27 protein-coding genes and 1 tRNA gene are annotated in these 25,580 nt (G+C 64.6%); 20 read left to right on the top strand and 8 right to left on the bottom strand.

Going from position 1 to position 25,580, the window contains the following annotated elements; all coding sequences use genetic code 11:
- The first annotated feature begins 1 nt into the window (after position 1).
- The 4 genes from DES45_RS08385 (at position 2) to DES45_RS08370 (ending at position 4,050) form a co-directional block, all read left to right on the top strand.
- Complete coding sequence (locus DES45_RS08385; protein WP_114769548.1) at positions 2–2,146, top strand: sensor histidine kinase; 2,145 nt, start codon at positions 2–4, stop codon at positions 2,144–2,146.
- Complete coding sequence (locus DES45_RS08380; RefSeq protein WP_114769547.1) at positions 2,143–3,204, top strand: helix-turn-helix transcriptional regulator; 1,062 nt, start codon at positions 2,143–2,145, stop codon at positions 3,202–3,204. The genes DES45_RS08385 and DES45_RS08380 overlap by 4 nt, the downstream gene beginning before the upstream one ends.
- 170 nt (positions 3,205–3,374) lie before the next feature.
- Positions 3,375–3,740, top strand: a complete 366-nt coding sequence (locus DES45_RS08375; protein WP_147282367.1) for a hypothetical protein — start codon at positions 3,375–3,377, stop codon at positions 3,738–3,740.
- 121 nt (positions 3,741–3,861) lie between these two features.
- On the top strand, positions 3,862–4,050 hold the full coding sequence (locus DES45_RS08370) for a hypothetical protein (RefSeq protein WP_114769545.1): 189 nt from the start codon (positions 3,862–3,864) through the stop codon (positions 4,048–4,050).
- Positions 4,051–4,127: 77 nt separating this feature from the next.
- Here the strand turns inward: DES45_RS08370 and DES45_RS08365 are convergent, their stop codons facing one another.
- The gene (locus tag DES45_RS08365) at positions 4,128–4,331 is read right to left on the bottom strand and encodes a DUF2842 domain-containing protein (RefSeq protein ID WP_245571617.1); all 204 of its coding nucleotides are present in this window, start codon (positions 4,329–4,331) and stop codon (positions 4,128–4,130) included.
- Between the two features lie 164 nt (positions 4,332–4,495).
- Here DES45_RS08365 and DES45_RS08360 point away from each other — a divergent pair, with 164 nt between their 5' ends.
- Entirely contained in the window at positions 4,496–5,536 is a 1,041-nt protein-coding gene (locus tag DES45_RS08360; protein WP_245571669.1) for a COX15/CtaA family protein, read from the top strand.
- 53 nt (positions 5,537–5,589) lie between these two features.
- Here the strand turns inward: DES45_RS08360 and DES45_RS08355 are convergent, their stop codons facing one another.
- A complete protein-coding gene (locus DES45_RS08355; protein ID WP_114769542.1) occupies positions 5,590–6,003 on the bottom strand; it encodes a DUF1236 domain-containing protein in 414 nt (137 codons plus the stop codon).
- 564 nt (positions 6,004–6,567) lie between these two features.
- Between DES45_RS08355 and DES45_RS08350 the strand changes: the two genes are divergently transcribed.
- The gene (locus tag DES45_RS08350; RefSeq protein ID WP_114769541.1) at positions 6,568–7,242 is read left to right on the top strand and encodes a ParA family protein; all 675 of its coding nucleotides are present in this window, start codon (positions 6,568–6,570) and stop codon (positions 7,240–7,242) included.
- A 41-nt stretch (positions 7,243–7,283) separates the two neighbouring features.
- Here DES45_RS08350 and DES45_RS08345 read toward each other — a convergent pair whose 3' ends face one another.
- Together DES45_RS08345 and DES45_RS08340 are read right to left on the bottom strand one after the other, a co-directional pair.
- Positions 7,284–8,567: an O-acetylhomoserine aminocarboxypropyltransferase gene (locus DES45_RS08345; protein ID WP_114769540.1), complete on the bottom strand. Its 1,284-nt coding sequence runs from the start codon at positions 8,565–8,567 to the stop codon at positions 7,284–7,286.
- A gap of 74 nt (positions 8,568–8,641) precedes the next feature.
- Entirely contained in the window at positions 8,642–9,169 is a 528-nt protein-coding gene (locus DES45_RS08340; RefSeq protein ID WP_245571615.1) for a CoA-binding protein, read from the bottom strand.
- 51 nt (positions 9,170–9,220) lie between these two features.
- Between DES45_RS08340 and DES45_RS08335 the strand changes: the two genes are divergently transcribed.
- Positions 9,221–9,658, top strand: coding sequence for a PaaI family thioesterase (locus DES45_RS08335; protein WP_114769538.1), 438 nt, complete (start codon positions 9,221–9,223; stop codon positions 9,656–9,658).
- A gap of 22 nt (positions 9,659–9,680) precedes the next feature.
- Here DES45_RS08335 and DES45_RS08330 read toward each other — a convergent pair whose 3' ends face one another.
- Positions 9,681–10,322, bottom strand: coding sequence for a glutathione S-transferase family protein (locus DES45_RS08330; protein WP_114769537.1), 642 nt, complete (start codon positions 10,320–10,322; stop codon positions 9,681–9,683).
- Positions 10,323–10,606: 284 nt separating this feature from the next.
- Between DES45_RS08330 and rplM the strand changes: the two genes are divergently transcribed.
- The 4 genes from rplM to DES45_RS25080 all read left to right on the top strand — a co-directional run bounded on the left by rplM (position 10,607) and on the right by DES45_RS25080 (position 13,103).
- The gene (gene rplM / locus DES45_RS08325) at positions 10,607–11,071 is read left to right on the top strand and encodes a 50S ribosomal protein L13 (RefSeq protein WP_114769536.1); all 465 of its coding nucleotides are present in this window, start codon (positions 10,607–10,609) and stop codon (positions 11,069–11,071) included.
- A gap of 2 nt (positions 11,072–11,073) precedes the next feature.
- Positions 11,074–11,550, top strand: coding sequence for a 30S ribosomal protein S9 (rpsI, locus tag DES45_RS08320; protein WP_114769535.1), 477 nt, complete (start codon positions 11,074–11,076; stop codon positions 11,548–11,550).
- A gap of 348 nt (positions 11,551–11,898) precedes the next feature.
- A complete protein-coding gene (gene argC, locus DES45_RS08315; RefSeq protein ID WP_114769960.1) occupies positions 11,899–12,855 on the top strand; it encodes an N-acetyl-gamma-glutamyl-phosphate reductase in 957 nt (318 codons plus the stop codon).
- A gap of 95 nt (positions 12,856–12,950) precedes the next feature.
- On the top strand, positions 12,951–13,103 hold the full coding sequence (locus tag DES45_RS25080; protein WP_170151430.1) for a hypothetical protein: 153 nt from the start codon (positions 12,951–12,953) through the stop codon (positions 13,101–13,103).
- A gap of 25 nt (positions 13,104–13,128) precedes the next feature.
- Here DES45_RS25080 and DES45_RS08310 read toward each other — a convergent pair whose 3' ends face one another.
- Positions 13,129–13,806, bottom strand: a complete 678-nt coding sequence (locus tag DES45_RS08310; protein WP_114769534.1) for a protein-L-isoaspartate(D-aspartate) O-methyltransferase — start codon at positions 13,804–13,806, stop codon at positions 13,129–13,131.
- 188 nt (positions 13,807–13,994) lie between these two features.
- Positions 13,995–14,873, bottom strand: coding sequence for a fumarylacetoacetate hydrolase family protein (locus DES45_RS08305; protein WP_114769533.1), 879 nt, complete (start codon positions 14,871–14,873; stop codon positions 13,995–13,997).
- Positions 14,874–15,267: 394 nt separating this feature from the next.
- Between DES45_RS08305 and DES45_RS08300 the strand changes: the two genes are divergently transcribed.
- Positions 15,268–16,587, top strand: coding sequence for an OmpP1/FadL family transporter (locus tag DES45_RS08300; RefSeq protein ID WP_114769532.1), 1,320 nt, complete (start codon positions 15,268–15,270; stop codon positions 16,585–16,587).
- Between the two features lie 78 nt (positions 16,588–16,665).
- Here the strand turns inward: DES45_RS08300 and DES45_RS08295 are convergent, their stop codons facing one another.
- On the bottom strand, positions 16,666–18,462 hold the full coding sequence (locus DES45_RS08295) for a PHA/PHB synthase family protein (RefSeq protein WP_114769959.1): 1,797 nt from the start codon (positions 18,460–18,462) through the stop codon (positions 16,666–16,668).
- 96 nt (positions 18,463–18,558) lie between these two features.
- On the opposite strand from DES45_RS08295, the gene DES45_RS08290 reads away from it, so the two are divergent.
- The 8 genes from DES45_RS08290 (at position 18,559) to DES45_RS08255 (ending at position 25,575) form a co-directional block, all read left to right on the top strand.
- Positions 18,559–18,960 carry a hypothetical protein gene (locus DES45_RS08290; protein WP_114769531.1) on the top strand — a complete coding sequence of 134 codons (402 nt, stop codon included), beginning with the start codon at positions 18,559–18,561 and terminating at the stop codon, positions 18,958–18,960.
- Between the two features lie 48 nt (positions 18,961–19,008).
- Entirely contained in the window at positions 19,009–20,229 is a 1,221-nt protein-coding gene (locus tag DES45_RS08285; RefSeq protein ID WP_114769530.1) for an LL-diaminopimelate aminotransferase, read from the top strand.
- Between the two features lie 89 nt (positions 20,230–20,318).
- Positions 20,319–21,641 carry a homoserine dehydrogenase gene (locus DES45_RS08280; protein WP_114769958.1) on the top strand — a complete coding sequence of 441 codons (1,323 nt, stop codon included), beginning with the start codon at positions 20,319–20,321 and terminating at the stop codon, positions 21,639–21,641.
- Between the two features lie 57 nt (positions 21,642–21,698).
- The gene (gene glpX, locus DES45_RS08275) at positions 21,699–22,697 is read left to right on the top strand and encodes a class II fructose-bisphosphatase (protein WP_114769529.1); all 999 of its coding nucleotides are present in this window, start codon (positions 21,699–21,701) and stop codon (positions 22,695–22,697) included.
- A 94-nt stretch (positions 22,698–22,791) separates the two neighbouring features.
- Positions 22,792–23,247, top strand: a complete 456-nt coding sequence (locus tag DES45_RS08270; protein WP_114769528.1) for a GNAT family N-acetyltransferase — start codon at positions 22,792–22,794, stop codon at positions 23,245–23,247.
- A 151-nt stretch (positions 23,248–23,398) separates the two neighbouring features.
- The gene (gene recJ, locus DES45_RS08265; protein WP_245571668.1) at positions 23,399–25,084 is read left to right on the top strand and encodes a single-stranded-DNA-specific exonuclease RecJ; all 1,686 of its coding nucleotides are present in this window, start codon (positions 23,399–23,401) and stop codon (positions 25,082–25,084) included.
- Between the two features lie 76 nt (positions 25,085–25,160).
- Positions 25,161–25,235 (top strand) — tRNA-Glu (locus DES45_RS08260).
- A 112-nt stretch (positions 25,236–25,347) separates the two neighbouring features.
- A complete protein-coding gene (locus DES45_RS08255) occupies positions 25,348–25,575 on the top strand; it encodes a DUF6894 family protein (protein WP_114769526.1) in 228 nt (75 codons plus the stop codon).
- Positions 25,576–25,580 lie beyond the last annotated feature (5 nt).

Below are 25,580 nucleotides of genomic sequence, written 5' to 3'. Positions count from 1 at the left end.
AATGAAGCTCAACCTGCAAAGCTACAGGACGTCCCTCGTCACGCTGGTGGCGATCGCCGGGCTCGTGGCTTGCCTCGTCTTCACCGTCGCCCGCCTTCTCAATGTGGAGAGTGACCTTCGCAGCGAGGATACGCATACGAACCTCTGGCAGATCACCCAGACCCAGTTCGAGGCAGCTCTCTTCGCCGAAAGCCTGACCAGAAAAATGGCGGGCGAGCCGGCCGCGGATCCCCAATCGGAGCCCGGGTTCAGGCTGGCCATTCTCATGAGCCGCATGACCGTCCTCCTGGAGGGGCCCCAGGCCCAGATCATCCACCGGGTCGGAATGCTCAGCGCGCTCAAGCAGTCCTATCTTGAGCTCTCGCTCGCGGAGCCCATCGTCGCAAACGGCCTCGACGCTCAGGGAGCCTCGAACCTAAGGGGGCAGGCCGCCGAACTCGCCCTGGAACTGCGCCAGGCCGCCAACAAGGTCATGCTCCTCAACCGCGAGCAGGGGGCCATGACGCGCAACATGTATCTGCGCGTCGTCTTCGAGAGTCTCGCCTTCATCATCGGCATCGTGATCAGTGCGTCCTTCCTTCTGTTGCGCCTGTTCAAGGGCATGCAGGAGGCCAACGAGACGCGGCGCCTCCTGCGCCAGGAGCAGGAACTCTCCGATCTCGTCATCAACAACATCAGCAACCAGGGCATCGTCATCTTCGACGAGCGCCTGAACTGCCTGCTCTGGAACCCCGGGATGGAGGCGCTGCTCGGGCTCAAGCCCGACGACACGGTCGGGCAGAACCTTCCGCATCTCGATCCGCTCTTCGGCAAGGCGGAGACGGTCCAGTCGCTCAATCAGGCAATCCAGGGCGAGAGCACCGTCTATGAAGACGACACGCCGCTCCCGACCGGGCATGAGCGGTGCCTCGAAATCAATTGCTTTCCGCTCAACATGGCCGAGCGCAAGCTCGGCATCGCGTTCATCCGCGACGTCACGGAGCAGTGGCTCGCCCGCAAGCAGGCGGAACGCCAGAACTTCGACCTCGAGATCAAGGTCCTGCAACGCACCGCCGCCCTGCGTCAGGCCGAGCGCCGCCTGATCGCCGCCATCGAGACCGCTCCCGACGGGTTCGCAGCCTTCGAGGCGACGGGCAAGCTCCTCTTCGCCAATGAGCAGATCTGGGCCGCCGACCCCATCGCGCTCTGGTGCAAGGACGAGATGACTCTGCCGGTCTTCCTGCGGTGCTTCGCCATGTGCGAAGGAGCCGACCCGCGGCTTCTCCAGGGCGACACGGAGTTCGACCGGATCGAGCTCGATCTCCTGATGCGCAAGGGCGTATGGGTGCACCTTTCGGTCACGCGAGCCGATGGCGGGACCATCTTCGTCCGCCTGACGGATATTACCCATTACAAGCAGGCGGCGCAGGCGCTGCAATCCGCGCTCGACCGCGAGCGGGAGACGACCAACGCCTATCGCAGCTTCGTCTCGATGGTGTCCCACCAGTTCCGCACGCCCCTCGCGATCCTGGATTCGAGCGCTCAGAGAATCCTCCGGCGCGGACAGAACATCACTCAGGACGAACTCGTCACGCGCGTCCAGCGCATCCGCAACGCGACGGGCCGCCTCACGCGCCTCGTCGAGAGCGTCCTCAACGCCGCGAGGCTGGATGCCGGCCGCATCGAGCTCAATCCCGCCTCCTGCAACCTCGTCGACCTGGTTGCCGAAATCTGCGAGCGGCAGCGCGAGGTGAGCACCCATGCGGACATCCGCTTCGTCGCGCCGGAGACGCCCGTCCAGGTCTATTGCGACAGCATGCTCATCGAGCAGGTCGTCATGAACCTTCTCTCGAATGCGGTGAAGTATTCGGGCGATACGCCTGTGGCCGAGGTCAAGATCTGGACCGACGGAGCCCGCGCCTATTGCTCGGTGAGGGATTGGGGCATCGGCATTCCTGCGGACGAGATCGAAAAGATCTTCGATCGCTTCTATCGGGCCCGGACCGCAACCGGAATCGCCGGCACCGGGATCGGCCTGAACTTCGCGCAGAAGATCATGCATCTGCATGGCGGCGAGATTCAGGTCGAGAGCTACGAGGCCGCCGGGTCTCTCTTTACCTTCGACTTGCCCGTTTCGCCGGCCGATGAGGCGCAAGAGGCAGCATGAGTGGCTTGAAACAGATGAACGCGCAGAAAACGATCTTGTGCATCGAGGACGAGGACGATCTCCGGACGGACCTCGCCGAGGAACTGGCGGCTGCCGACTACCGCGTGCTGCAGGCCGCCAACGGAAGCGAGGCTCTCACCGTGCTGGAGCACAACCGGCCCGACCTGGTGCTGTGCGACATCACCATGCCGGGTCTGGGCGGCTACGACGTGCTCCGGGCGATGCGGGAGCAGGGTGAACTCGCGGACGTGCCGTTCATCTTCCTCACGGCGCTCGCCGACCGCAACGACGTGCTCGTCGGCAAGCAGGCGGGCGCCGACGACTACCTGGTGAAGCCGATCGACTACGAGATCCTGCTCGCCACCATTGCGGCCCGCCTCAACCAGGTGGAGCGCGTGAAGTCCGGCGCCGTCCAGCGCGCCGAGGAGGCCTGGCAGGAGATCCTGAAGTCCTCCCGCGGGCGGACCGTGGAGGCCCTCTACAAGGCGACCTTCGCCTTCGACCGCTTCCTCGTCGGCGTCGTGATCGTGGACGAAAATGGCGGCGTGAAGCTCATGAACAAGGAGGCCGAACGCATTCTCGCGGAGGATGACGGCCTCGGGATTTCCGAAGGCGTGATCAGAGGCGCCGTGCCGAAGCAGAACACGAAGCTCTACGATGGGATCCGCAAGGCCTTTCTGCGGGAGTTCGACGACGAGATCGTCTCCTTCCAGCGGCTGTCCGGTGGACGGCCCTACCTAGTACTCATTCCGGGACAGCGCTTCTCCCCAGAGGAGAAGCCCGACGCGATCGTACTTCTGGTGATCGATACGGAGCAGCGCACCAAGGTTTCCGGCGATACGCTTGTCCGGCTCTACAATCTGACCCCATCGGAAACGCGCGTTGCCCTGATGCTGATCGACGGCAAGCGTCTCGACCAGATCGCCGAGGAACTCGACGTGGCGCAGACCACGGTGGTGTTCCACCTCAAAAATCTCTTCCGCAAGACCGACACCAACCGACAGGCCGATCTCATCCGGGTCCTGCTGTCCGTGCCGCTGCGAACGGCCGTGGATTAAGCTCAATTGGGCAGGGAAGGGCTTTCCGAAATGGTAACCATGTTCGGTGTTCGACGGCGCCGGGCGAGCTTTGCCATATTTCGTTCAGCTTCCAGAGAGGTTTCGCCGGCTATACCGATTCCCGAACCGGAGGCGTTCCGCGCCTTCACGAGGAATCGAAGGTGACGATCATGCAGATCTTCCGTCTTGCGTCTGGTACGGCTGCCGCCCTGGCGCTTGTGACCTCCCTGGCCGCGGTCGAGCCGGCCGCAGCCCGCGATCGCCTATCCCCCGGAGCGGCTGCCGCGATCGGCGTGCTCGGAGGTCTCGCCGTCGGCGGCGCCATCGCGGCGTCCCAGAGCCCGGCCTATGCCGCGCCTGCGCCTGTCTACGTCGCTCCGCCCCCGTCGCCCCCGCCGGTCTACGTCGAGAGCGAGCCGGTCTATTATGCCCCTCCGCCTCGCCCGGTCTATGTCGAGCGCTGCTACACGGAGCGCTACAGCGAGTGGGTTCCGGGCTGGGGCTGGGAGCAGCGCCGCCGCCGGATCTGCCGCTAAGAATTCCAGGAAGGCCCGCCCCCAGCGGGCCTTTTTCACAGGCCGGATGAGGCTCCGTTGCCATGCAACTCGGGTTCCGGTCCCGCGTTGAGCAGGGGACGGCGTCTGCACGAGGCCAGCCATGAACAAGAATGCTCAGACCGAGACGGACACGACCAACGTCAATCCGGGCGACCAGGGCGAGCCCGGAACGCCCGGCGTGGGCGAGAACATCTGTCCGGAATGCAAGGGGAAGGGCCGCATCGGCCTGACGTCTTGCCCGACCTGCGGCGGCACCGGCGTCGTTCTCGAGGGCATCGGCGGCGCCTGACGACGTCCACCGCCTAACCGTTCCGATTTGCGAGCGACGTCCGACGCTTCAGCGGCGAGGCCGCATGGCGGCAGGGCTCAGGCCTTGTCGGGCTTGTTCATCCAGCGGATGAGCGGCAGCATCGGGACGACCCAGATCAGGCCCAGCACGATATAGACGATCGTCTGCACGGCGGTGGACGCATCGCGGATACGCCCCTCGGCCACCGCCATGGCGAACAGCGCGTAGAAGCCGATGAAGACCAGCATCACCACGGTCCCGACCAGCTTGCGTGTGCCCATTCCCATCGTCTGAAAACCTCTCGTCGGTCCCGTGAAGCACGGGTGCGTCACCGGCATTGATTGCTTCCGGCAGAAGCAATCTCTATGTGACAGGCACGATCCTGGCTTCAAGCCTTAAATTGACGGCGAGTGTGAGCATGGCTGTCGCAGCCTCCACGGAGAGCATGCCTCTGGCGCGCCTCCCCCAGACCAATTCCCTGTCGGCCGTTCGGACGTGGATCTACATCCTCGCGGCCCTCGTCATCGCCATGGTGGCGGTCGGAGGAGCGACCCGCCTCACCGGATCCGGCCTCTCCATCACCGAATGGAAGCCGGTCACCGGGGCCATTCCGCCCCTGACGGAGCAGGCCTGGACGGCCGAGTTCGAGAAGTATCAGCAGATTCCCCAGTACGAGCTGATGAACAAGGGCATGACCCTGTCCGAGTTCAAGTTCATCTATGCGTGGGAATGGGGACACCGGCAGCTGGGCCGCCTGATCGGGCTCGTGTTCTTTATTCCGCTGGCCTGGTTCTGGGCCCGGGGCGCCATCAGGGGGCGCCTCGCGCTCACGCTCCTGGGCATCGGCGCTCTCGGCGGTCTCCAGGGCGCGGTCGGCTGGATCATGGTGGCATCTGGCCTGGAGCCGGGCATGACGGCGGTGGCGCCGATCAAGCTCGCCCTGCACCTGACAATCGCCAGCCTCATCCTCGCCTGCCTTGTCTGGGTGGCTGCCGGCCTGAACCCACGACCCGATCCCATCCGCAAGGTCCATGTTGGAGCGGGGCCGGCCGTGCTCGTCGGCCTGGTGATGCTGCAGATCGTGCTCGGCGGCCTCGTGGCGGGCTCGAAAGCGGGCTTTACCTACAACACTTGGCCGCTCATGGACGGCGCCGTCGTGCCGCCGGCCTCGGCGCTGTTCGCCGTCAGCCCCTGGATCGAGAACTTCGTCGACAACGTGGTTCTGGTTCAGTTCAACCACCGCTTGGTGGCTTATGGAATCGTCGCCATCGCGGTCTGGCACGCCTGGACGGCGCGACGGGAATCTGCCGGGTCGCGCTACGCCGGTCGGGCGACGGCCCTCGCAGGCCTCACCCTGGCCCAGATGGTGCTCGGCATCGTCACGCTGCTCCTGGTCGTGCCGCTCTGGGCCGGCCTGGCGCATCAGGTCTTCGCCATGGTCGTCCTCGCCATGGCGGTGGTTCACGCACGAGTCAGCCGGCCTTAGCCCCAAAGCAAAAGGCGGCCCAAAGGGCCGCCTTCGCTGAAGGATCTTTTCGCTTAGCGAACGATCTGCACGATGCGACGGGTGCCCGGCTCGACCAGGACCGGCGTCTCGTTGACGACCGTATAGCGGTAGTTCTTCACGCCGTACTCAGCCGGGACCTCGTAGTACTCGACGCCCGAGGACGGTAGGACGGCACCGACGCGCACCTCTTCCTGATAGCGATAGGACGGCACGTTCTGCTGAACCACGTACTGGCGGAAGCGGGGCTGCTGCTCGCTGGCGAGGCCGCCGACGATCGCGCCGGTCACGCCGCCGACTGCAGCGCCGATCGGGCCGCCGACGATGGCACCGGCGGCAGCGCCGGTGGCACCACCGGCAGCAGCGCCGCCAGCGGACGACTGAGCGAAAGCGCCGGCGGGCGCGAGAACCGCAAGCACGGCACCGGCGAGAAGAATCTTCTTGGACATGTGAGCCACTCCTTGACGTTAAGGTCGGGGACTAAACGGCGAAGCATAAGAGTGGTTCCCAAGGGCAAGATCGGTGTTCGGAAAATACTTATCAAATGAACGAATGATGAACGGCTGCCTATGTCCGAGGTATTCGGGCTCAACACCGCTCCATAGACAGTCGAGGCTCTTTCGACCCGGCATCGGGTTCAATAATTGGGGCGTTCACGTCAGTAGAACCGTCGAGATCACCAATTCTGCGAAGGACTAATCGGCCGATTCCGAATCAGTTCTCAGTCGCGCGGCCTGGCACGAAAGCGGCGTTCTCCTCTCCTAGGCGTGCCCGTTCGACCGTTTTGCAGGGCCGTACGGCCTATGAGAACATCCACATTGCTTCTGTGCCCGTCCTTGAAACCTTCCGGAAGGCTCCGACTTTCTTCCCATCGGCGCTGCGGTCGGATATGCACAGACGGATGTCAAGACGAATTAGCAACTCGCACATTGTTCTGTTAAACAGGAACAGTGTTAGGGTGGCATTCGGTGGGTTGCGCCCAGCTGTAGGAACCAAACTATTGGGAGTCAGGCATGAACGTGCTGGTCTTTGCTTCGCGAAAAGGTGGCTCGGGTAAGAGCACGCTTGCTGCTCAACTGGCGACCTACATCGCCGGACCTACGCGTCGCACTCTTCTGGTCGATGCGGATCCGCAGGGCTCCCTGTCCCTGTGGCATGGGCTCCGCAACCAGGAAGAGCTGACCCTGAAGCGGGGGGTCCGCAACCTTGCCGAGACCCTGAAGGAAGCCAAGCGCGACGGCTATGAGTGGGCCCTGGTCGACACGCCGCCGCTCAAGTCGCCGATCGTCGCCGAGGCGATCAAGCATGCGACGCTCGTGATCATCCCGACCCGTCCGAGCCTGTTCGACATCGCGGCGCTCCAGGACACGGTTCATATCGCCCGCGAGCTGCGCAAGCCCTATGCCGCCGTCATCAACGCCGCTCCGCCGAAGCGCGGTGAGGCCGAGGCTCCGGTGGTTGCCGATGCCCGCGGTGCGCTGAACGCCCTGAAGGTCCCGGTCTGGTCTGGCCAGATCACCCATCGCGGCGAGCTGTCCCTGTCGCTCTCGACGGGCGAGGGCGCCAACGAATACGAGCCCGGCTCCCAGGGCGCCGAGGAGATCGGCCGCCTCTGGACGGCGCTCGACCGCAGCCTCAGCGCCATTCACAACGCCTACAAAAAGGCCCGCTCCTCGGCTGCCGCCTGAGGAACGGGCCCTGGTGCCCTTTCGATGAGGGACGCGGCGTCTTATGCCGCGTCCAGAGCCTGATTGAGGTCGTCGATCAGGTCTTCCTTGTCCTCGATGCCGATGGACAGGCGCACCACCTCCGGACCCGCGCCGGCTTGGGTTTTCTGCTCGTCCGTGAGCTGGCGATGGGTCGTCGAGGCCGGGTGAATGACGAGCGACCGGGTGTCGCCGATATTGGCCAGGTGCGAGAACAGCTTCAGATTCGAGACCAGCTTCACGCCCGCCTCGTATCCCCCCTTCAGGCCGAAGGTGAAGACCGCGCCCGCGCCCTTGGGGCAGTACTGCTTCGCGAGGTTGTGGTAGCGGTCCGTGCGCAAACCCGGATAGCTCACCCAGGACACCTTGCTGTGATTGGCCAGATGCTCGGCTAAGGCGAGGGCGTTGTCCGAATGGCGCTGCATGCGCAGGGGCAGGGTCTCGATGCCGGTCAGGATCATGAAGGCGTTGAACGGCGACAGGGCCGGTCCGAGGTCGCGCAGGCCGAGCACGCGGCACGCGATGGCGAAGCCGAAATTGCCGAAGGTCTCGCCCAGCACCATCCCGCCGTATTCGGGCCGCGGCTTCGACAGCATTGGATAACGGTCGTCGCCGGCGAAATTGAACGAGCCGCCGTCCACGATCAGGCCGCCGATGGAGTTGCCGTGCCCGCCCAGGAACTTGGTGGCCGAATGCACAATGATGTCGGCGCCGTGCTCGAAGGGGCGGATCAGGTAGGGTGTCGCCATCGTGTTGTCGACGATGAACGGGATTCGATGCTTCTTGGCGATGGCCGCAATCGCCTGGAGGTCGACGATGACACCGCCCGGATTGGCGATGGATTCCACGAAGATCGCCTTAGTCTTGGGCGTGATGGCCGCCTCGAAGCTCGAAGGATCGTCGGAATCGGCCCAGACCACGTTCCACCCGAAATTCTTGTAGGCGTGGTTGAACTGGTTGATCGAGCCGCCGTAGAGCTTGCGCGCCGCGACGAACTCGTCGCCGGGCTGGAGCAGGGTGTGGAACACCAGGAACTGCGCCGCGTGGCCCGAGGCGACGGCGAGGGCTGCCGTTCCGCCTTCGAGGGCGGCGACGCGCTCTTCCAGCACCGCGCAGGTCGGGTTTCCGATGCGGGAATAGATGTTGCCGAAGGCCTGGAGGCCGAAGAGGGAAGCGGCGTGGTCCACGTCGTCGAAGACGAACGACGTAGTCTGGTAGATCGGCGTCGCGCGGGCGCCCGTGGCCGCATCCGGTGCGGCACCTGCGTGAACGGCAAGCGTGTTGAACCCGGGCAGGCGGTCAGTCATCACAGGCACCTTTCTGGCGTGTTATAAAGATCTCGTTCTATTTAAAGAACGGATCGTTCGCCCGTCAAGGAGCCTTATTTCGGGCGGTTCAGGCTCAGCTTCTGAAAGCCCTTTCCGGCAAGCACGGGCTTCTTCGCGCTCAGCATCCGTGAGTTCACGCCCTGCCAGGAGATCTCGCCCGAGAGCCGGCCGAATTCGATCTTGGGACAGCGGTCCATCACGACCTGGAGCCCCTTGGCCTCCGCCTTCTCGGCCGCCGCGTCGTTGCGGACGGAAAGCTGCATCCAGATCACCTTGGGCAGGGGATCGAGAGCGAGTGCTTCGTCGGTGATCGGCCCGGCGGCCTCGGAATTGCGGAAGATCTCGACCATGTCGACCGGATGGGGAATGTCCGAGAGCCTGCCGTAGACCTTTTTGCCGAGGAGTTCTCCGCCGGCGAGACCCGGATTGATCGGGATCACGTCGTAGCCGCGGTCGAGCAGATACTTCATGACGATCCAGCTCGGACGCGCCTGGTTCTGCGAGGCCCCGACGAGCGCGATGGTCTTCACGCTCTGCAGGATGCCGCGGATGTAATCGTTCGGATAATTGTCGTGGTTCATGAGCGAAACGTATGGGATAGGGCAGGGCAGTTCAATGAGCATCGACCGAGAATGACCACTCATCATCCGATCATGACCAGGCACGAGGTGTCGGAATTCCTCGACCGGGAATTCCCGCAGCTCCATTTCGGCGGCCGCACCTATCACGTCGATGCCGTCGGTCCGATGACGGCATGGGTGAGGATGGACTACCACGAGCGGCACCTGCGCCCCGGAGGCACCCTGTCGGGTCCGTCCATGATGGCGCTGGCCGATCTCGGGCTCTATGCGGTGATCCTGGCCCATATCGGCCCGGTTGGACTGGCCGTGACGACCAACCTGAACTTCAACTTCATGCGCAAGCCGGGGCAGCGGCCCTTGATAGCCGAATGCCGCCTCCTGAAGCTCGGCAAGCGCCTCGCGGTCGGCGAGGCGTCAATCTGTTCCGAAGGCAGCGACGATCTCGTCTGTCACGCGACCGGGACCTACTCGATCCCCGATCGGGGATAGAGGGGGCGCCCGCCATGCCGGCCTAGGAAGCTGCCCGAGCCTGCTCCTCCGCCGCCAGCGCGTCGTCGATTTCACGGGCCCGAATAGCCGCCGGACGGTTGCTGATCCGGCTCCAGTAGGATTCGAAGGCGGGCCGCTTTTCCAGGCTGCCGAACATCATGCCCCAGCCGATATGGGAGCCGACATAAACGTCGGCGGCGGTGAACCGGTCGCCGGCGATGTACTCGGATTGGGAGACCGCATGCTCCATCGTGTTCACCGCGTCCTCGACGGAGCCGTAGCCCATCATCCGCTTACGCTCGGCCGGGATCTCGAAACCGAGGGACCTGTTGGTCAACGCGGCCTCGAGCGGGCCGGCGGAGAAGAACATCCAGCGGTAATAGGGGCCTCTGCGGGGATCGCGCGGGGGCGGCGCAAGGCCTGCGTCGGGGAACGCATCCGCCAGATAGGCACAAATCGCCGCTCCCTCGGTTACCACCGTGTCGCCATGGACGATGGCTGGGACCTTCCCCATCGGGTTGATCGCGAGGTAGGCGGGATCCTTCATGGAGGTGCCGTAGCCCAGCACCTCCGTCCTGTAGGGCTGGCCGAGTTCCTCGAGCATCCAGCGGACGACTCGTCCCCGCGACATCGGATGGGTGTAAAAGACGATCTGGCCGACCATGAGGGCGATTCCTTTCCTCGTTTGCCGCCACGATAAGCCTGGCCGTACCGGGCTTCAACGGGTGCGGAACCGGCGTGTGGTATTATTTTACCGCATTTGCGGTATTTAGATACCGCAGCCGTTAAACTCCTTGCAGAATAAGGATTTTTGCTGCTCTTTGGCTTCCAAATCGCTGTTGACTTGCGGTGCCTTTCACACTATTCAGCCGTCACTCGCCGCCGCATCTCGCGGCGGTTTGTCGTTTTCAGAACCAGAGCCTGATGGCTCCAACGGGAAACAGCGCGATGAAGACTACTACTTCGCTGAAGCCCGCCGAGGTCGAGAAGAAGTGGGTTGTGATCGATGCGAAGGGCCTCGTCGTGGGCCGTCTCGCTTCGGTCGTGGCTATGCGCCTGCGCGGCAAGCATAAGCCGAACTACACGCCCCACGTCGATTGCGGCGACAACGTCATCGTCATCAACGCCGATCAGGTGGTGTTCACCGGCCGCAAGCGCGAGCAGAAGGTGTACTATCACCACACCGGCTATCCGGGTGGCATCAAGGAGCGCACCGCGCGTTTCATCCTCGAGGGTCGTTTCCCCGAGCGCGTGGTCGAGAAGGCTGTGGAGCGCATGCTTCCCCGCGGCCCGCTCTTCCGTCAGATCATGGGTAACCTGCGCGTCTACGGCGGCGCTGAGCATCCGCATACCGCTCAGCAGCCCGAAGTTCTCGACGTCGCTGCCCTCAACAGCAAGAACGTGAGAGTCTAATCATGGCGACCCTCCAGTCTCTCGCCGATCTGGGCCAGAACGCCCAGCCTGTCGCTCCGGAAGCTCCGAAGCACGTCCAGAAGCTCGACTCCCAGGGCCGCGCCTATGCCACCGGCAAGCGCAAGGACGCGGTCGCCCGCGTCTGGATCAAGCCCGGCTCGGGCAAGATCGTGATCAACGACCGCCCGGTCGAGGTCTACTTCGCCCGTCCGGTGCTGCGCATGATCCTGTCGCAGCCGCTGCAGATCGCCAACCGTGACGGCCAGTACGACATCGTCGTCAACGTCAACGGCGGCGGCCTCTCCGGTCAGGCCGGCGCGGTCCGCCACGGCCTCGCCAAGGCGCTGACCCACTATGAGCCGGAGCTCCGCAGCCCGCTCAAGAAGGAAGGCTTCCTGACCCGCGACGCCCGCGTCGTCGAGCGCAAGAAGTACGGCAAGAAAAAAGCTCGCCGCAGCTTCCAGTTCTCGAAGCGCTAAGCGCTCCGGATTTACTCTTCGGAAAGGGCGGCTCAGGCCACCCTTTCTTTTTGCGCCCTCAGCTCCGGGCGGCTCAGGCCTTTTCCTGGCCTCATAAGGCCACGCTTCCTTGACAGGAAGCCTGCCGCGCATCATAGATCGAGCCATGTTGACCCTCGCCGCCATGATCCGACGCCGCACGATCACCGCTCCGGCGCGATCGCGATGAGGGCTGTCTGAAGTCCAGACCACTTCCGCGAGCCGCGCCCCTAGCGCGGCTTTTTTGTTGCTCCAGAACCCTTTGGCCCCAAGTGCCATTGTGCCTTATATCAGCGACCTGACAGACGGATCGGATCGGCTATGACGACCATGACCAAGAACGCGGCGGACCTCGGGCAGACGACCCGGACGGTCTTCATCGACGGCGAGGCGGGGACGACCGGGCTCGGCATCCGCGAGCGCCTCCTGCACGTTCCGGGCATCTCGATCAGGAGCATCGCGCCCGAGCTGCGCAAGGATCCGGCCGCCAAGCGGGACATCCTGGCCGAGGTGGACCTGGTGGTGCTCTGCCTTCACGACGATGCCGCCCGTGAGACCGTGGGGCTGGTGGACGCCATGGGCGGGAAGGGGCCGCGCGTGCTCGACGCCAGCACGGCCCACCGGGTCAGCCCGGGCTGGGTCTATGGCTTTGCCGAACTGGAGCCGAAGCAGCGGGCGGCCATTTCGAACGCCGACCGGGTCGCCAACCCTGGCTGCTATCCGACCGGCGCCATCGCGCTGGTCCGTCCTCTGATCGATGCCGGTCTCGTCCCGGCGGACTTCCCGATCAGCGTGAATGCCGTCAGCGGCTACAGCGGCGGCGGCCGCTCGATGATCGAGTCCTATGAGGCCGGGACCGCTCCCGCCTTCGAGCTCTACGGCCTCGGTTTCGAGCACAAGCACGTGCCGGAGCTCCAGAAGTACACGGGCCTCACCCGGCGGCCGATCTTCATTCCGTCCGTCGGGAATTTCCGCCAGGGCATGTTGGTCAGCGTGCCGCTGCACCTCGATCTTCTGCCCGGCAGGCCGAGCGCCGGCGATCTCGAGGCTGCTCTCGTGAAGCACTACGGCGAGGGCGGTCTCGTCAGCGTCGTCCCGACCGCGCAGGACAAGAAGGTCGAGCGTCTGGAGCCGGAAGCGCTCAACGACACCGACCGGATGGAGCTGCGCGTGTTCCGGCATGACAGCTACCGCCACGCGGTCCTGGTGGCGCGCCTCGACAATCTCGGAAAGGGAGCCTCAGGGGCGGCCGTGCAGAACATCCAGCTCATGCTCGGACTGATCTGACGCGCTCCGAAATGTGGGCCGATGAGCACGAACGTGACCGTACGGCCCTCATTCTGCCATCCTGCCCGCTATAACTTCGCCGTATGCGATACGACATGCGAGCCGACAGAACCGGCTGGACCGTCTACGACGTAGGCACGGGCCGCCCCGTCATCCTCGATGACCTCGTCCTGACGGGGATCAGCTTCGAGGATGCCGATTCGCTCGTGAACCTGCTCAACACGATGGACCGGCAGGGCCTTCGCTGAGAGCATCAGGACCCGCAGGCGCTTCTCAGACCACCGTTTCGAGGCGGCTGAAGCGCACGGCCATGATGTCGTGGCTGGCGGCACGGCCGCTCTCGTCCTTGTCGAACACGCAGAGCCACTGCATTTCCTCCGGACCGATCGGCATCACGAGACGACCTCCGGGCCTGAGCTGATCGAGCAGTGCCGGAGGCGCCTCCTCGGCCGCCGAACTCACCACGATCTTGTCGAAGGGGGCATGCTCGCTCCAGCCGCGCGACCCGTCGCCGACCCGGATCGTCACGTTGGTGTAGTCGAGGCTGCGGAGAAGCTCCTCCGCATGGCTCGCGAATTCCTCGACGACCTCCATGCTCCAGACATGCCCGGCAAGTCTCGCGAGAAGGGCTGTCTGGTACCCCAGTCCCGTCCCCACTTCGAGAACGCTCTCGTGCGGCTGCGGCGAGAGGAGATCGGTCATGAGCGCCACGATGAAGGGCTGTGAGATCGTCTTGTCGAAGCCGATCGGCAGGGGCATGTCCTGATAGGCGAAGGGCGCCAGCTGCGTCGGAACGAAGAGATGCCGGGGGACCTGCCGCATCGCTTCCAGCACGCGCTCGTCCAGGACGGCCCTGCCGATCTCGTCGCCGGCCAAGTCGGCGTGGATCGCCACGACCTCGACCATGTGCCGGCGCAGTATAGCCAAGTGGCTGTCGTTCATCGGCTTCATGAGGGCAGGCCTTTCCCTGTTCAGCCTCGGCCGGGCGGAAGATCCCGCGCCCAGGATCCTCCTATAACGCGATCGGGAGCGATCCGGATTGCACTATGTCAAATCGCGGCCTGGTCGATGCGCAGATGGCCTAAACGAAAGGGCGGACCAATCCGGTCCGCCCTCGATAGACTCAACGGGAGGGAAGGTCAGCGCTTCGCGCGGCTGGTGTCTGGAGGCGTCTCCTCGAAGGCGACCACCTGCTGGCGCTGCTCGCCCAGCCCCTCGATGCCGAGGGTCATGATGTCCCCCGCCTTCAGGTACCGCTGCGGCTTCATTCCCATGCCGACGCCCGGAGGCGTTCCGGTCGTGATGACATCGCCCGGCTCCAGGATCATGAAGTGCGACACGTAGGAGACGATCTGCGCCACGTTGAAGATCATGGTTTTGGTGGAGCCCGTCTGCATCCGCTCGCCATTGACGTCGAGCCACATGGACAGGTTCTGCGGGTCCGGGATCTCGTCCTTGGTCACGAGCCAGGGGCCAAGTGGGCCGAAGGTCGGGCAACCCTTGCCCTTGGTCCAGGTGCCGCCACGCTCGAGCTGGTATTCGCGCTCGGAAACGTCGTTGCAGACGCAGTAGCCGGCGACGAAATCCAGCGCCTCGTTGGCGCCCACATAGGACGCGCGCTCGCCGATGACGATCGCGAGCTCGACCTCCCAGTCGGCTTTCTGCGAGCCGCGGGGAATGATCACGTTGTCGTTCGGTCCGACGATGCAGGACGGCGCCTTGTTGAAGACGATCGGCTCCGCCGGGATTGGAGCGCCGGTCTCGGCGGCATGGTCCGCATAGTTCAACCCGATGGCGATGAAGTTCCGCACGTTGCCGACGCAGGGGCCGAGCCGCTGGCCGGCAGGAACGGCCGGCAGGGTGCAGGGATCAGCCTGCCTCAGGCGGGCGAGGTGCTCCGACGTCAGTGTCTGCCCCGTGATATCGGGGACAAGGCTCGACGCGTCCCGAATTTGTCCATTCGCATCGACCAGACCGGGCTTCTCCCGCCCAGCATCTCCAAATCGCACCAGCTTCATCAAGCGCTCCTGTCGTAACGGCTGTGATCTTATGAGCCAGATCAGGGCGCGGGGGCAATGCGGAACTGGGCGCGAACATGTTGCGGTTTTGCCACGAGGGCAGACAAACATACAACCGGCAGTCCACCAGCCCTTCCTGGGGCTGGTATTCCGGTGCTTCGAAATACATTGGTTTACATATGAACAATAGAGATTGTTCTATGAAATCTCACAGGAGACGTTAAGTAAACGAGCCCGTATATTTAGTTAATTCTGTTCCATATTCGAAGTTGAGTGAACGTGTTGCCGCGTCATTAAGTGATTGCGGCAGAATTAAAGCATTGGCAGAGTGGAAACCAACGCGGGGATTCTCCGCGATCAAATCAAGATAGTCCTTCAAGGGCAGGAAGCTTCCATGAGCCGTTTCAATCGTACTTTGACCCTGGCTGCCGTTTCCCTCGCCGCGCTCGTCAGCGCCCAGGGTGGCGCCCATGCCGGTGCCTTCGCGCTGCGCGAGCAGAGCGCGAGCGGGCAGGGCCTCTCCTTCGCGGGCGTCGCGGCCGGATCGGGCGACCTGTCCTCGATGTTCTGGAACCCGGCGACGATCACCATGCAGCCGGGCTGGCAGAGCGAGTGGCACGGCTCCCTCATCATTCCGCGGACGGATGTCACCCCGGTCTACACGCTGCCGGCCGGCCTGACCGCGCTGGGCGCATCGGGCGACATCGGCCAGGACGCTTTCCTGCCCGCCAGCTATACCAGCTACCAGATCAACGACCGGCTCTGGGTCGGCCTCTACACGGGCGCGCCCTTCGGCCTCGTGACGAAGCCGAACCCGTTCTGGTCCGGGCAGCTCTATGCGCGCACCACGTCGGTGTTCTCGTTCGAGGCCGAGCCGACCATCGGCTACAAGGTCAACGACTGGCTCTCGATCGGTGCCGGCATCCGCGGCCAGTACTTCAAGGTCCGCTACTTCTCGGCGGTCGGCCCCACGGCGACGAACCCGAACCCGTTCGTTCCGAGCGCCGGCCTCGAGGGTGACAGCTTCGGCATCGGGTACAGCGTCGGTGCGACCCTGACCCCGTTCGCCGGCACCTCGATCGGCATCGGCTTCCGCTCCGGCGTCGAGCACGAGCTCGACGGCAACTTCCAGTACTTCGGCGTGCCGATCAAGGCCAAGCTGATGCTGCCGGAATCGGTCTCCGTCGGCGTGAGCCAGAAGATCACCGACGCCTTCACCCTGCACGCGACGGCGGAGTGGACGAACTGGAGCCGTCTCGGCTTCCCGCGGGTCCGGAACGAGCTCACCGGAGGGCTTCTGGCGCAGGCGCCCTACCTGCCGCTCGACTATGACGACGGCTGGTTCCTCTCGGTCGGCGGCGAGTATATGATCAATCCGGCTTGGACGGTCCGCGCCGGCCTCGGCTACGAAATCTCGCCGATCGACCTCGAGAACCGCAACCCGCGCCTGCCCGACTCCGATCGTCTGTGGGTTTCGCTCGGCGCGACCTATAACTGGAGCGACAAGCTCGCCTTCGATCTCGGCTACACCCACATCTTCCCCGTGGGCAATACGGACATCAACATCGCTCCCGGCAACCCGACCTTCGCCACGCGCGGCGTCGTGTTCGCCGCCAATGTGGACTCCGACGTCGACATCATCTCCGCCTCGATCAAGTATCGTTGGGACAATCCCGTGCAGGCCATCCCGGCCCCGATCGTCCGCAAGTACTGAGATCCAGGCGATCGCGAACAGAGAAAAGGCCGGCTCAGAGCCGGCCTTTTTCATTGGCGGTGCCGCCCTTCCGATCGGTCAGGACTTCGCCCGGACGTAGGTGCCCGGTGCGTCGCAAAGCGCCTTGAGCTTGCCTCGGCCCGGCTCCCGTGCCGCGACCATGCGCGGCGCCTGCTTCTTGATCCACTCGAACCAGTAGGGCCACCAGGTGCCCGTGGTTTCCGAGGCGTTCTTCACCCAATCCTCGAAATCCCCTTCGACCTTTCCCCCAGTCCAGTACTGGTACTTGGGCTTGCCGACAGGGTTGACCACCCCTGCGATGTGCCCGGATCCCGCAAGCACGAAATCCACAGGGCCGCCGAAGGACTTCGACCCCAGGAAGACCGAGCGGGCCGGGGCGATGTGGTCTTCCTTCGTGGCGAGGTTGAAGATCGGAGCCTTCACCTTCTTCAGGTCGAGCTTGACGCCGCCGACTTCCATCTCGCCCTTCGCGAGCCGGTTCTCGAGGTAGCAGTTGCGCAGGTAGAAGGCATGGTTCGCCGCCGGCATGCGGGTGGAATCGGAGTTCCAGTAGAGCAGGTCGAACGGATAGGGCGCCTGACCCTTCATGTAGACGTTCACGACATAGGGCCAGATGAGATCGTTCGGCCGCAGCATGTTGAACGCGTTGGCCATCTTCGAGCCTTCGAGATAGCCGCGGGTCTTCATGTCGCTCTCGATCGAGCGGATCTGCCCTTCGTCGGCGAAGACCTTGAGGTCGCCCGCATGCGTGAAGTCCACCTGGGCGGTGAAGAAGGTGGCGCTATCGATCCGCTTGTCCTTGATTGCCGCCATGTAGGCGAGGGTCACGGCCAGGAGGGTCCCGCCGACGCAGTAGCCGATCGCCGTGACCTTCTTCTCCCCGATCGCCTCCTCGATCGCGTCGAGCGCTGCGAAGATGCCCTCGCGCATGTAATGCTCGAAGCTCTTCTCCGCGTGGTCCTCGGCCGGGTTGACCCAGGAGATGCAGAAGACCGTCAGGCCCTGCGACACGGCCCACCGGATGAAGCTTTTCTCCGGATTGAGATCGAGGATGTAGAACTTGTTGATCCAGGGCGGAACGATCAGGAGAGGGCGCTTCAGGACCTTCTCGGTCGTCGGGGCATACTGGATCAGCTCGATAAGGTCGTTCCGGAAGATGACCTTCCCGGGCGTGTTGGCGATGTTGACGCCGATCTCGAACCCAGTCGGGTCGGACTGGCGGATCTTGAGCTCTCCGGAGCCGGCCTCGATGTCCTCCGCCAGCATCGACATTCCGCGCACGAGATTCGCGCCGTTCTGCTTCAGGGTTTCCCGCAGCAGCTCCGGGTTCGTCAGCAGGAAGTTCGAGGGCGAGAGGGCGCTCGAAATCTGCCTGAGATAGAAGTGAGCCTTGTGCCGGGTGCGGTCGTCCACCCCCTCGGCCTCGTCCACCATGTCCTCGGCCCAGCGCGACGTGATGAGATAGGCCTGCTTCAAGAAGTCGAAGAGCGGATTGTTCGACCATTCCGGGTCGCGAAAGCGACTGTCCTTGGGCTCCGGCTCCGCGACCGGTTCCGTCTCCTCGCCTTGGGCGCGCTTGAGCGTGGCGGTCCAGAGGTCGAGAAACTGCGTGCCGAGGCGGGTCTGGGCCTCGAAAGCTCTCTGCGGGTCGGTCATCCAGGCCTCGGCTACGGGCCCGAGAGCCTTCACGGCCTCCTCCGCGTCGCTTGCAAGGCCCGGCTTGGCCTTCCCGTTCTCCAGCGGTTTGAGGTAGGCGGCCGTCGCCTTTCCGGCTCCCTCGATGAACAGGGCGATGTTGCGGGACAGCTCCTCGAAATCAGGAGCTGCGGTCTGGGCCTTTGCATCATCGAGCATTTTGCTCATAAGGCGTTCTCCCGACGTCTCGCTGCCATTGCTCATGAGCCGCATTTCCGACATTTTAGCGTTCGAAGCATCGGATAAGCCAGAGCTATGTCACCTGTGTTGAAGTTGAAAATGCGTTTTACGACTAAAGCTTTACCCGTCAGTCGCGTCGCCGCGGCCGGTCTCACGGTGCTTCTTGTTGCCAACGCGGCAGGCTGTGCCGAGGGTTCCAATCCAACCCGCGATCTGTTCGCGGCCGTCGGCGCGGGTCCAAAGGTGGCGCAAACGCCGGATTTCGTCGCAAGCTCAAGGCCAGAGAAGCTTGACTTCCTGCCGGTGGGAACGTCCGAGCCTGGTCGGTCGACGCCAGCGCGCACCGCCGACGAGGTCAAGGCGGCGGAAGCTGAGCTCGACGCCCTGCGGGCCCAGAACGAGGCTGCCGGCAAGGCGGCCGCTCAGCTCGGAGGGACCCCGGCGCCGCAGCCGGTTCCCCTTCCGAAGACCCGATAGGCCCGAAGCCTCGGGCAGATATTGAAAGACCTTTCGAGGACCAGACCCATGCCGGATTTTTACCGCATCAAGCGCCTTCCCCCTTACGTCTTCGAGCAGGTCAACCGCATCAAGGCTGCCGCCCGCGCTGGCGGAGCCGACATCATCGATCTCGGCATGGGCAATCCGGATCTCCAGGCGCCCCAGCACGTGATCGACAAGCTGGTCGAGACGGTCGGGAAGCCCCGGACCGACCGCTATTCCGCCTCGAAAGGCATCGGCGGCCTTCGCCGGGCCCAGGCCGGCTACTATGAGCGCCGGTTCGGCGTGAAGCTCAATCCCGACACCCAGGTGGTCGCCACCCTCGGCTCGAAGGAAGGCTTCGCCAACATGGCCCAGGCCATCACGGAGCCCGGCGACGTGATTCTGGTGCCGAACCCCAGCTACCCGATCCACGCCTTCGGCTTTCTCATGGCCGGCGGCGTGATCCGCTCGGTCCCGGCAGAGCCCACGCCCGACTTCTTCCCGGCAGCCGAGCGGGCTGTCGCCCATTCGATCCCGAAGCCCGTGGCGCTGGTGGTCTGCTATCCGTCGAACCCGACCGCCTATGTCGCGTCCCTCGATTTCTATCGCGATCTCGTGGCGTTCGCGAAGAAGCACGACCTGATCCTGCTGTCGGACCTTGCCTATTCGGAAGTCTATTTCGACGAGTCGAATCCGCCGCCGTCGATCCTGCAGGTACCCGGCGCCATCGATGTGGCGGTCGAGTTCACCTCGATGTCCAAGACCTTCTCCATGGCCGGATGGCGCATTGGCTTCGCGGTCGGGAACGAGCGCCTGCTGGCGGCGCTCGCCCGCGTGAAATCCTATCTCGATTACGGCGCCTTCACGCCCGTCCAGGTGGCCGCGACGGCAGCCCTCAACGGGCCGGACGACTGCATTCGTGAGATGCGGGCGATCTACAAGCGCCGGCGCGACGTTCTCGTCGAGTCGTTCGGAAAGGCGGGATGGACCGTTCCGGCCCCGACGGCCTCCATGTTCGCTTGGGTGCAGATTCCCGAAAAATTCCGCTCCATGGGCAGCCTGGAATTTTCAAAGCTCCTCGTCGAGAAGGCCGACGTGGCTGTGGCGCCCGGCATCGGCTTCGGGGAGCACGGCGACAACTATGTCCGCATCGCCCTCGTGGAGAACGAGCAGCGGATCCGTCAGGCCGCGCGCAACATCCGTCGCTTCTTCGATTCGTCCGACCAGACCCTGCACAATGTCGTCCCGATGGCCCGTGCCCGCTGAGGGCAAGGATCGCGAATGCCTGCGATGCATGGACATGGAACCGTGGCAGTCGTAAAGAGCGACCCGGGTTTCAATGGGAGCTGTTGTTCGTGATACGTCCTTTTCGGGTGGGCATAGCAGGCCTCGGCACGGTTGGCGCTTCGGTCATCCAGATTCTCGACCGTCAGAACCGGACAGTCGCGCAGAGGGGCGGGCGGCCCGTTCAGGTGGTCGGCGTCTCGGCGCGGGACCGCGCCAAGGATCGCGGTTTCGACCTGTCCCGCTTCACCTGGTTCGACGATCCGCTGGCTCTCGCACGCTCCGAAGAGGTCGATTGCGTCGTGGAACTCATCGGCGGAGCGGACGGGACGGCCCATGAGGTCGTCCGGACCGCCCTGTCCCTCGGGAAGCACGTGGTCACGGCCAACAAGGCGCTGCTCGCGAAGCACGGCTCGGCATTGGCATCGCTGGCCGAGGAAAAGGGTGTTTCCCTGGCCTTCGAGGCCTCCGTCGCCGGCGGCATCCCCGTCATCAAGACCCTGCGCGAGGCACTGCCCGGCAACCGGGTGTCCCGCCTTTATGGAATCCTCAACGGCACCTGCAACTACATCCTGTCCCGCATGGAGCTGGAAGGCCTGACCTTCGCGGAGTGCCTCAAGGACGCGCAGCGTCTCGGTTATGCCGAGGCCGACCCGACCTTCGACGTCGAGGGCTTCGACACCGCCCACAAGCTCGCGATTCTGACGAGCCTCGCCTTCGGCTCGAAGATCGACGCCGAGGCGATCTACGTGGAGGGCATTTCATCGATCGCGCCGCTCGATCTCGCCATGGCGCACGAACTCGGGTTCCGGATCAAGCTGCTGGGCGTGGCGGAGCGCACCGAGACCGGCATCGAGCAGCGCGTGCACCCGACAATGGTGCCCAAGACCTCGTCGATCGCCCAGGTCATGGGCGTGACGAATGCCGTTACCATCGACGCGGACGCCGTCAAGGAACTGACCTTGATCGGGCCAGGCGCCGGCGGCGACGCCACGGCTTCCGCAGTCGTGGCCGATATCGCCGATGTGGCGGGCGGCAAGGCCGGCACCACGTTCGGCCGGCCGGTCGCGGACCTGGAGGCGGCGCCGCGAGCTCCCATGCAGCGGCATGAGGGGGGCTATTACATCCGCCTCACGGTCCATGACCGGCCCGGCGTTGCCGCAGGCGTCGCCACCCGCATGGCCGAGGCGGATATTTCCCTGGAGAGCATCCTCCAAAAGCGGTCCGAGATGGCCGCCACGAAGGATCCCCATGGGCGGTCGGGTGCGCCCGTTCCCCTCGTGCTCATTACCTATGCGGCGACCGAAGCCTCCATCCGGTCGGCACTCGACAAGATATCGAGGGATGGTCTTATCGCCGAACCGCCCCAAGTCATTCGTATCGAACGCGAATAAACCTCTTTCTTGAGCTTGAACGCTCACAGACGCCGTCAAAAGGGAGACCCCCCGTCCATGTCGCAAGGCATTACCGTCCAACCGGGCCAGATCATCGAGCGAATCCTGACCCTGGAACTCGTCCGCGTCACCGAGCGCGCGGCGGTCGCTTCCGCTCGTCTGCGTGGGCGCGGCAACGAGAAGGCCGCCGACCAGGCCGCCGTGGACGCCATGCGCCGCGAGCTCAACAAGCTCCCCATCGACGGCACCGTCGTGATCGGAGAGGGCGAGCGCGACGAGGCGCCGATGCTCTTCATCGGCGAGAAGGTCGGCAACAAGCAGGGCCCGAAGGTCGACATCGCGGTCGATCCGCTGGAGGGCACCACCCTCTGCGCCAAGGACATGCCCGGCTCGATCGCCGTCATGGCCATGGCCGAGGCCGGCACCCTGCTCGCCGCGCCGGACGTCTACATGCACAAGATCGCCGTCGGCCCGGGCTATCCGACCGGTGTCGTCGACCTCGATGCCTCGCCGGAAGAGAACATCCACAACCTCGCGAAGGCGAAGGGCGTGAAGCCCAATGAGCTCACCGCTCTCGTGCTCGACCGGCCGCGCCATGCGGACCTGATCGCCGCCATCCGCAAGACGGGCGCCGGTATCCGCCTGATCTCGGACGGCGACGTGGCGGGCGTGATCTTCACGACCAAGCCGGAAGAGACCGGCATCGACATCTATCTCGGCATCGGCGCCGCTCCCGAAGGCGTGCTCGCGGCCGGCGCACTGCGCTGCATCGGCGGCCAGATGCAGGGCCGCCTGATCCTCGACACGGAGGAGAAGCGGTCCCGCGCCCTGCAGATGGGCGTGACCGACCCGAACCGGAAGTACGACATGACCGATCTTGCCCGCGGCGACGTGATCGTTGCGGCGACCGGCGTCACCGACGGTGCGCTCATCAAGGGCGTCAACTTCGGCAAGGACGTGATCACCACGGAGACCGTGGTTTATCGCTCCGCCACCGGCACGGTGCGCCGGATCTACGGCGAGCACCGCGAGATCTCGAAGTTCCACCTGGATTGATCGACGACGAGCTCCCCTCGGTGAGGGGAGCTCTTTTCCACAGTGCAGCAAAGGCCGTGGAAACGGCCGAACGTCACGAACATGGGGCAGGGACATGACGACGAAAGACGGTATCGAGATCCGTCCCTACACATCAGACGATCGCGCCGCCTGGGATCCGCTCTGGCAGGGCTACCTGACCTTCTACAAAGCCTCCCTGGCTCCCGAGGTGACCGAGACCACCTGGCGGCGACTGCTTGATCCCGCCGAGCCCATGCACGGCCTCGTGGCGGTTCTCGACGGGGAGGTCGTAGGGATCGTGCACTTCCTCTATCACCGCTCGACCTGGACCACCGGCGACTACTGCTACCTCCAGGACCTCTTCACCTCGGAAAAGGCCCGCAACCGTGGCGTCGGCCGCGCCCTGATCGAAGCCGTCTACGAGAGGGCTCAGGCCCAGGGTGCAAGCCGCGTCTACTGGCTGACCCACGAGACGAACACCTCGGCCCAGGTGCTTTACGAGAAGGTGGCGGCGCGGAGCGGCTTCATTCAATACCGCAAGGTGTTTTGACCACATTTCGGGTTACTCTCCGCCGGTGACCGAATCAGCTCCTCTTCATCTCCCCCGACCGTTCCTCGGAGTGACTAGTTCCGCCCTGGGCCGCACCTGGGTCGAGCGGTGCAGCACTGCCCAGGGCACCGTCGCGCTCGCGATCGCGCAGATGCACGGCCTTTCGGATGTTCTGGCCCGGGTCCTCGCGGGGCGCGGCGTCGGGCTTCACGAGACGGAAGGGTTTCTCAATCCGCGCCTGCGGGACCTAATGCCCGACCCCGCTGTTCTGACCGACATGGAACCGGCCGCGTCCCGTCTGGCGGATGCGGTGATCCGGCGGGAGAAGGTCGCGATCTTCGGCGACTACGACGTCGACGGAGCGTGCAGCGCCGCACTGCTTGCGGAATACCTACGGTCCTGCGGCGTCTCCTACGCCATCCATATTCCGGACCGGATCACCGAGGGCTACGGGCCCAATGTCGATGCCATCCGAGCTCTGAGGGAGCAGGGGGCTGACGTTCTCGTCACGGTCGATTGCGGCACCGCCAGCATCGTACCGTTGGCCGAGGCCAAGCGCATCGGCCTCGATTCCGTCGTTCTGGACCATCACCAGGCGCCGACGGAGCTCCCGGAGGCCCTCGCCATCGTCAACCCGAACCGGCAGGACGACCTGTCGGGCCTGGGCCATCTCTGCGCCGCCGGGGTGGTCTTCCTGTTCCTCGTGGCGCTCAACCGCGCGCTGCGCAAGCGCGGCTTCTTCAACGGCGGATCCGAGCCAGATCTCATGGGAAGCCTCGATCTGGTGGCCCTTGCGACCGTCGCCGACGTGGTGCCGCTGATCGGCCTGAACCGCGCCTTCGTCAGGCAGGGGCTGGCCGTCATGCGCAGCCGCCGCCGGGTTGGGCTTGCCGCTCTTCTCGATGCCGCCGGCCTCGCGGGCGCGCCGGAATGCTGGCATCTCGGCTACCTCGTGGGCCCGCGCATCAACGCGGGCGGCCGCATCGGCGATGCGGCGCTCGGCTCCAGGTTGCTCCTGACGGAGGATTCCCTCCAGGCCGGGCAGCTGGCCGCCGAACTCGACCGCCTGAACCGGGAAAGGCAGGCGATCGAAGTCATGGCCGTCGCCGATGCCGAGGCGCAGGCCTTCATGGCCATGGAGACCCAGCCGGACCTGCCGGTGGTGGTCACGGCCTCGGGCGACTGGCATCCGGGCGTCGTCGGCCTGATCGCCGCGCGCACGAAGGAGCGCTTCCGTCGTCCCGCATTCGCGTTCACCCTCAACTCGGACGGTACGGCGACCGGATCGGGCCGTTCGGTTCCCGGGGTCGATCTCGGAGCCGTGGTGAGGGCCGCCGTCGACGTGGGCCTCGCCATCAAGGGCGGCGGCCACACGATGGCGGCGGGGGTCACGATCCAGGCGGCCGATCTCGAACGGTTCCGCGCCTATGTCGGGGAAAGGCTCGCGGACCCGGTCAGCGTGGCTCAGCTCAACGACCATTTCGCGATCGACGCCACGCTGATGGCGGGCGGAGCGCAGCCCGGCGTCGTCGCGGCCCTCGAGCGGGCAGGCCCCTTCGGGGCCGGTCATCCGGAGCCGGTTTTCGTGTTCCCGCAGCACCGGCTCGTCGAAGCCCGGGAGGTCGGAAGCGGTGGGCATGTACGGGTCAAGCTGAGGGGAGGCGATGGCTCGATCATCGGCGGAATCGCCTTCCGGGCGGCGGGTCAGCCGCTCGGCATGGCCCTGTCCAATGGGATCGGAAACAGCCTTCATGTGGCAGGCACCTTGTCGGTCGATCGATGGGGCGGCGCAGAGAAGGTGGAGGTCCGGATCATGGATGTGGCAAAGCCGGAATAAGTGCTCCTTTAGCGCTTGCCGTGCGGGAAGAACCCATCTATATGTCCGCCCACTTCGGCGGCACTGCCCCGATTAAGCGGCCTTCGTCTATCGGTTAGGACACCAGCCTTTCACGCTGGGAAGAGGGGTTCGATTCCCCTAGGCCGCGCCACATGGAACATCCCCTCAAAATCGTAATATCGAATCGTTTGGGCCGGAACTAATCTGCCCCTGTTCCATTCGAGGGGAGATCGAAAACCCCTCATTTACGACGCTGGACTCCCATGCCGCGCTTCTTCTTCAACATCCGTGACGGCTACGACCTCGACGAAGACGAGGAAGGCATCGAACTTCCCGATATCGAGGCGGCCCGCGCCGAGGCTCTCGCGACCGTCGAGGAGCTGCGCGACCAACTCGCGGATGCCGGCAATATCGAGCTCGAGATCACAGACGAGACGGGCCGACGGCTGCTCACCGTCCCGTTCTTCCGCGGCCGCGGCGGCCGGCGTTAAGGGAT

It is taken from the genome of Microvirga subterranea, from assembly GCF_003350535.1.
Taxonomy (GTDB): Bacteria; Pseudomonadota; Alphaproteobacteria; order Rhizobiales; family Beijerinckiaceae; genus Microvirga; species Microvirga subterranea.
This window is presented reverse-complemented; position numbering and strand designations above follow the sequence as displayed.